This window comes from Reinekea blandensis MED297 (assembly GCF_000153185.1).
GTDB classification, from domain to species: domain Bacteria; phylum Pseudomonadota; class Gammaproteobacteria; order Pseudomonadales; family Natronospirillaceae; genus Reinekea; species Reinekea blandensis.
Genome location: NZ_CH724149.1, coordinates 931170 through 938231, shown reverse-complemented (window position 1 = coordinate 938231; position 7062 = coordinate 931170). Strand labels below are relative to the sequence as shown.

8 protein-coding genes are annotated in these 7062 nt (G+C 51.6%); 6 read left to right on the top strand and 2 right to left on the bottom strand.

Features of this window, described 5'->3' with window-relative positions; translation table 11 throughout:
• Positions 1-97: 97 nt before the first annotated feature.
• Positions 98-679, top strand: coding sequence for a lytic transglycosylase domain-containing protein (locus MED297_RS04335; protein ID WP_008042675.1), 582 nt, complete (start codon positions 98-100; stop codon positions 677-679).
• Between the two features lie 11 nt (positions 680-690).
• Here the strand turns inward: MED297_RS04335 and MED297_RS04330 are convergent, their stop codons facing one another.
• Together MED297_RS04330 and MED297_RS04325 are read right to left on the bottom strand one after the other, a co-directional pair.
• A complete protein-coding gene (locus MED297_RS04330; protein ID WP_008042673.1) occupies positions 691-960 on the bottom strand; it encodes an acylphosphatase in 270 nt (89 codons plus the stop codon).
• A gap of 166 nt (positions 961-1126) precedes the next feature.
• Positions 1127-1681: a hypothetical protein gene (locus MED297_RS04325; RefSeq protein ID WP_040556443.1), complete on the bottom strand. Its 555-nt coding sequence runs from the start codon at positions 1679-1681 to the stop codon at positions 1127-1129.
• A 439-nt stretch (positions 1682-2120) separates the two neighbouring features.
• Between MED297_RS04325 and MED297_RS04320 the strand changes: the two genes are divergently transcribed.
• The 5 genes from MED297_RS04320 to ccoP all read left to right on the top strand — a co-directional run bounded on the left by MED297_RS04320 (position 2121) and on the right by ccoP (position 7046).
• Entirely contained in the window at positions 2121-3590 is a 1470-nt protein-coding gene (locus MED297_RS04320; RefSeq protein WP_040556442.1) for a PilZ domain-containing protein, read from the top strand.
• Between the two features lie 313 nt (positions 3591-3903).
• The gene (ccoN, locus tag MED297_RS04315; protein ID WP_008042670.1) at positions 3904-5340 is read left to right on the top strand and encodes a cytochrome-c oxidase, cbb3-type subunit I; all 1437 of its coding nucleotides are present in this window, start codon (positions 3904-3906) and stop codon (positions 5338-5340) included.
• Between the two features lie 18 nt (positions 5341-5358).
• Positions 5359-5964 (top strand): cytochrome-c oxidase, cbb3-type subunit II, encoded by a 606-nt coding sequence (ccoO, locus tag MED297_RS04310; RefSeq protein ID WP_202594515.1) that lies wholly within the window; start codon positions 5359-5361, stop codon positions 5962-5964.
• Between the two features lie 3 nt (positions 5965-5967).
• A complete protein-coding gene (locus MED297_RS04305; RefSeq protein WP_008042668.1) occupies positions 5968-6150 on the top strand; it encodes a CcoQ/FixQ family Cbb3-type cytochrome c oxidase assembly chaperone in 183 nt (60 codons plus the stop codon).
• Complete coding sequence (ccoP, locus tag MED297_RS04300; RefSeq protein WP_008042667.1) at positions 6147-7046, top strand: cytochrome-c oxidase, cbb3-type subunit III; 900 nt, start codon at positions 6147-6149, stop codon at positions 7044-7046. Before MED297_RS04305 ends, ccoP begins: the two co-directional genes overlap by 4 nt.
• Positions 7047-7062 lie beyond the last annotated feature (16 nt).

The following is a 7062-nucleotide window of genomic DNA, read 5'->3' as shown; positions in this document are numbered from 1 at the left end:
GAGCATTATACAGGATTAGCCTTCAAATTAACCCATCCTTGTGCTTTATTAGCCCCCAACTGCTCTGTAAACACTTGAAATTTCAAGATTTTCGACAATGAACACACAACTTAAACGGTTACTCAAAGTCTGGACCCTGCCGCTGCTTCTGTTTTGCATCCAGACCAGTCAGGCAGACGCACCAGAAAGCGATCTGGTCGCGGCCCTGAAAAATGCTGTCAATGAGACACATTCCTTTGAAGACGAGTATGTCGGTCAGGTCTGGCTTGCCGGCATGAGCGCCCCGCTCAGCCGTTGGATCGAAGATCCGGAGCAGCGAATCCATCTGTTAACGATGATTCACCATGAGGCGACCCGAGCAGGCCTGGAACCGGGCTTGGTCCTGGCTCTGATTCAGGTCGAGAGCGCCTTTGACAACTATGCAATATCCTATGCCGGCGCGCGGGGTATGATGCAGATTATGCCGTTCTGGAAAAAAGAAATCGGCCGGGAAGACGACAATCTGATGGATGTCGCCACCAACCTTCGCTATGGCACCACCATATTAGCACACTACCTCGAACTGGAAGATGGCAGCGTCATTCGGGCTTTGGCTCGATATAACGGCAGCCGGGGACAGACCTGGTACCCGAAGCGTGTACTAACTTACTGGCACCAATACTGGCGACTGGGGGAATAAAGAGTAATGGATTAACCGGTCATGAAACCGGCAGCCGCGGTTTCCTGGCTTGGCTCCACATCGACGCCGAGCACTTGGGCAAATGCGGGTCCTTCGTTGAGCGACTCAATCATTTTCTCGATGGCGTCACTGTGACCACAGACCAGCACTTCTACCCGTCCATCCGACAGATTCAGTGCATAGCCGTCCAGATTAAGCTCTTTTGCCCGCCGTTTACAAAACATCCGATAGCCGACGCCCTGAACCTTTCCATACACCCAAGCTTTAATACAATGCTGCATCGAATCCTGCCCTATCCTAAAACTCCTTTGCCATGAGAATATCAGAGCGACAAACGCATTACATTCGGCAAATGCAGCAGACAGAACCAACAGGACGCCCGTGACGCTGGTTCATCTGCTTTTAACTGTCGTCCGACAAACCTCAGCCATGACCGCCCCCCCCTCATCAGGCCTGGATAGCTTCAGAGGCCGACAATGCTTCCTCAACGAGAGCTATCTGGCTGTTATCGATCGTCAACGCGTTAAAGGATCCTTCTGGCTTGGGCAGTTCACCAAAGTGTTTGATATCCCAATCGACCCATTTTAAGCCACCAAGCACCTGATGAGCATGATGATACTGACTATCGTAACGATAGGTAGAAAACGCGTCTGTATGCACACGTGCAATGCCAAGTACTTCGATCTGACCGAGCGTGATTTGACTACCGGTCTCCATAAGCGCGATTAAATCGCCCTTCCGAATGTGTAACCATCGCCAAAAGACATCAGGGACACCGGTACTTAAGTCTTGCTGCTGGGGACCCCATCGACGATCGTTAACGTATGCAATGTTACCTCGCAACTGCACAAAGGTTTTGAACTGTCGCTCCCAGCCCGGCTTGTCCCGAACATACTTGCTCAGGTCGTCCAGTTCAGACCAACTCAGAGCCAGACATTGTCGCCTCTTTAACTCCTCATAGCTGCATTGCGAGCTGGAGGTCATTACCCACCACAAGTTCATTGAATCGTCCTCTTTGTTGTTTTTATATGGAACCGATATCCCGTCGATTATTGAGCAGCCGGATTTCACCAACCATTAGACCTTGGTCGTTCCACGAGGGTGCAGATTCACACTTCTGTGTACTCCAGAGACTCAGGCTCCCCATTCGACCACCGCTCGATCTTAAAAAAACTGGGCACCACAAGGGTTTTAAACCCATATAGGCTGGTGAGACTTAGCCGACGTGTGTTGTCAGATCGCGCTTACCGGGTTTTAAGCCATGCTTAATAACGTGGGTAAAGTGCTCTGAAAGCAACACTAGTTGGACACCTTTGCAATCACCACCAAACCGATCCGCGTTAAAAATGTGCGGTAGTTCGCAAATACAGCAAGAACCCTGTCTCAGATCAAAATATGATCTATCTTTACGCTTAGAAGAGTCCATCTGGAGGATAGGCAGATGAGTATAGCGTCTCTGCGGCTCACAATGCCCAAGCAGAATCTGCACATTAGTAAGGAAACGACAGCGCTTTATCGAGATGTACTGGTGAATCAGGTATTGAATGTGGCGGACTTCCACAGTCACTTCGATAAAGTTGCAACCAACCTGCATAACCTGAACCGAATGCCATTAAATGGAGACGCTCGATTCAGCCTGACCGAAGGGCTCATAAACCGCTACCTGCTTTATATACAACAGGTGCGAAGCGGTGAGCTGGAAATAACCGCCCGGCACCGCAGTGAACTACCGGATCTCAACCGAGAGTTTGCCTATGCGGCAAAACTGCTGTTAAGGGATGCCGTTCCTCATTCGAAAGAAGAACTGGCTAATTTCGCCTACTGGGCGTTGTCTGCCATGCTCGAACAAATGCAGGACTATAGCGAACAGCATCGAACCCAACCGGCCGTGTTATGGGGAGAGATCAATCGGCTGTACCAGTTTGCCGAATCACGTTTTCTAACCGACTTTCACAGCAATCAGCCTGACAACCGAGATATTGAAAGCCGCTATAAGCAGGGCATTCTGTATCAGGCCGCTCAACCCGAACACCTGAACGACCGCGAGCTACGACTGATAGACAGTTATCTGCGCAAATGGTCATTCAGAGCGCAGGTTAACCACCAGGAGAGTCGGGAGTTCAACGCGCATTACTTTTATGTCGATCTCGAGTCCCAATCCGGCGTCCTGACCGCCCGGCAGATCTCCGGTGCAGGGAATGCGGCTTTCATCCGCGTTATCAACCCTCTGCCAATCATCGAACAGGTTCGGCAGCACATGAGTCAGCTGCGCAACGGCACCGCCGCCGAAACACTGGGATTCGCACCAGGTACCGACAATATCGATGCCTTTATGGCGCTGAAAAAAGCTCTGCTGGCCTGGAAACAGTCATCCAGCCGGCGCTTTGAACGGGCGCCTTGCGCGATCGAAGCGAACACAGCACTGGGGCTGAATACCATTCACAGCTTCTTGCGCTCACCCAACTCAGTCAAAGATCGTCTGATCGACAGTCATACCGTCAACATCAGTAAAACCGGCGCCTGCGTGCGGATTTCCGATTGGAAAGACGCCCAATCGCTTTCCGTTGGTGACGTTGTGATGCATCAGCAATCAACAGACGGCAATGGTCGCCTGGCCGTCGTCCGCTGGCTTAAGCGCGCTGGCGACGCCATCGTGTTCGGGCTGGAATTCATGGTTGGCAACCTGCAACCCGTGACAGTCAGAGTGCGCGACAAGATATCCGAGGCACTGCTGATTTCAACATCAGACAACGACTCACTTATCACGCACAAAGGCTATTGTGCCAGCAATACACCGGTCCGACTGAAAAGCACCCGTCACGGCATCGCTTTGGACGCTCGGGCCCAGTCGTTAATGCAGCGAGGGCAACATATCGACCAGATCCGGTTAAAGCGGACTCAAACGGCCTGAAAAACTGCCGGCCTAAACTGATCGAAAGGCGGCGAGTAAATCTGAATGATCAGCCGGGTGAATAGCGGACATTCCTGATTCCGTATCACCGGTTGATCGAACAGCACTCGTCCCTTCTTCATCGTCTAAGCGGAGCGAAACCCCTATCGCAGAGCCGCTGGTGCCGATCGAGCAACTAGATCAAACGTTTTTTCAAAGTAAAGCTATCGTTATCAGTTAATTGATTTATGTCATTTGCAAAAACCTGACACGCGCAGCATACTTGCGCCCGATTCCGTCTCGCCTTATTAAAAAAACGATTGGAAACCTACAAATGAGTAATGCAATTCAATCCTCCCAAACGGCTGAAACCTACAACTACACCGTAGTTCGTCAGTTTTCAGTGATGACTATCGTCTGGGGTGTCATTGGTATGCTCGTCGGTGTCATCATCGCAGCGCAAATGGCCTTTCCAGAGCTCAATTTCGGACCTTATTTTCACTTCGGCCGGTTACGTCCTCTGCACACCAACGCGGTAATTTTCGCTTTTGGTGGTTCAGCTCTGTTTGCCACCTCGTACTACGTTGTTCAGAGAACCACACAGGCCCGCTTGGCATTTGGGCCTCTGGCAGCCTTTACCTTCTGGGGTTGGCAAGCCGTGATTGTCGGTGCCGTGGTGACATTGCCACTGGGGCTGACAGCTGGTAAAGAGTACGCTGAGCTGATCTGGCCATTGGACATCCTGATCACTCTGGTCTGGGTGGCGTATCTGGTCGTTTTTGTTGGTACCATCATGCGCCGCAAAATGCCTCACATCTATGTCGGCAACTGGTTTTACCTGGCCTTCATTATTACCGTTGCGGTACTGCACGTTGTGAACAGCGCCGCCATGCCAACCAGCATGACGCACGCCTATTCAGCCTATGCCGGAACGATGGATGCCATGGTTCAGTGGTGGTATGGCCACAATGCCGTCGGTTTCTTCCTGACTGCAGGTTTCCTGGGCATGATGTATTACTATGTGCCAAAGCAGGCAGAACGTCCGGTCTACTCATACCGACTGTCTATTGTGCATTTCTGGGCACTGATCGCCGTCTACATGTGGGCGGGTGGTCACCATCTGCACTACTCCGCACTGCCTGACTGGGCTCAAAACCTCGGCATGGTTATGTCATTGATCCTTCTTGCGCCCAGCTGGGGCGGTATGATCAACGGGATGATGACGCTGTCGGGTGCCTGGCACAAACTGCGTAATGACCCGATCCTCCGATTCTTGGTTGTATCACTTTCTTTCTACGGCATGTCGACCTTTGAAGGCCCGATGATGTCGATCAAGACCGTTAACGCACTGTCACACAATACTGACTGGACCATTGGCCACGTGCACGCTGGTGCATTGGGTTGGGTTGCGATGATTTCTATTGGTGCCATGTATCACACCATTCCTCGTCTCTGGGGCCGTGAATCGATGCATAACCTGGCATGGATCAACGTCCACTTCTGGCTGGCGACCATCGGTACGGTACTGTACATCGCTTCTATGTGGGTCAACGGTATTATGCAGGGACTCTACTGGCGCGCCATTAACACCGATGGAACATTGCAGTTCAGCTTTGTTCAGGGTGTAGAGGCCAGTTTCCCAGGCTATGTCGTACGACTGATTGGCGGTGCAATCTTCCTGACCGGCATGCTGCTGATGGCTGTGAATGTGTGGTTTACCATTCGTAACAGCCAGCAAGAGCAAGCGATCTCTAAACCGTCAGCGGCCTGAAGGAGTTAAGAATCCATGTTGAAACATGAAAATGTAGAAAAAAATGTCGGCCTGATGGCAATTTTTATCGCCATTGCGATCAGCTTTGGTGGCTTGGTCGAAATCGTCCCACTGTTTTTTGTTAAAAACACCACGGAACCGGTTGCCGGACTAGAACCCTACACTCCGGTTCAGCTTGAGGGACGAGACATCTATATCCGTGAAGGTTGCTACAACTGCCACACCCAAATGATCCGTCCATTACGTGCCGAAGTTGAACGCTACGGCGCATACACGCAAGCCGGTGAAACCGTCTATGATTTCACCTTCCAGTGGGGCTCCAAGCGTACAGGACCCGATCTGGCTCGTGTCGGTGGTCGTTACAGTGATGAATGGCATAAAGCTCACCTTTATGACCCTCGCTCCGTGGTACCGGAGTCGAATATGCCTGCCTTCCCTTGGTTGTTTGAAGACACCATAGATGGCTCTAAAACTCCGGCCAAACTTAAAGCACTGCGCACTCTGGGTGTCCCGTACACCGATGAAGACATCGCAACGGCTGCTGAGCAGACCGACGGTGTAAAAGAGATCGATGCGCTGGTCGAGTACCTGCAGCATCTGGGCACTGTAGTAACCGGACGATAAACCATGGATAACGCTGATCTACAAGCGCTCGCAACGGTCATGACGACCGTTGCCTTTGCCATCGTCGTGTTCTGGGCATACAGCAAAAAGAACAAAAAGCGATTTGACGAGGCCGCCAACCTCCCTTTCGCCGACGATGAACCTGATAATAAAGACAAAGAGCGCAATACGGGAGAAAACAAATGAGTACTTTTTGGAGTGCCTACATTTTTGCCTTAACCGGCATCACCATCTTGGGCCTGGTTGCGCTGATTTTCCTGACGCGCCGTATGCCGGGCTCATCAGATCCGGAAGAAACCACCGGTCACAGCTTTGATGGCATTGAGGAATACAATAAGCCAATGCCGAAGTGGTGGCTGAACATGTTCTGGATCACCATCTTTTTCGGTATCGGCTACCTGGCCTGGTACGGCATAGGTAACTATAAAGGCTTGGGCAACTGGTCATCCGCCGGGCAACTGGCTGCGGAGACGGCAGCTCATGAGGAAAGATACGGTGAAATCTTTGAGCGCTTCGCGCAAATCCCTGTGGAAGAGCTGAAGGATAATCCTCAGGCTGTTCGTATGGGGCAACAGATTTTCATAAATAACTGTGCTCTGTGCCATGGTCAAACTGCCCAAGGTTATTATGGCTTCCCGAACCTGACCGACGATGATTGGCTGTATGGCGGCAGTGGCGAACAGATCAAAACGTCATTAATTCAAGGCCGTCGCGGGCAAATGCCAGCGTGGAAAGATACCTTGGGTAGCACTGGCGTTGCTGCAGTGACAGAGTATGTTCTGGAACTGTCAGGTAATGAACACAATGCCGAACTGGCGGCCAACGGCGAGGTAATCTACTCGCAAATGTGCAGCGCCTGTCACGGTCCTGACGGAACCGGCAACATTGCTTTAGGGGCTCCGAACCTGACGGACAACATCTGGCTCTATGACAATCCTGAGCTGGACCTGAAACAGGATATCACTCTGACCCTGAACAACGGACGTGCGGGCAATATGCCTGCTTGGGAAGACATTCTCGGATCCGAAAAAGTTCACCTGCTGGCCGGCTATGTTTACAGCCTGAGTCACGGCGCGCGGTAATTAAACAGTAAGGGAG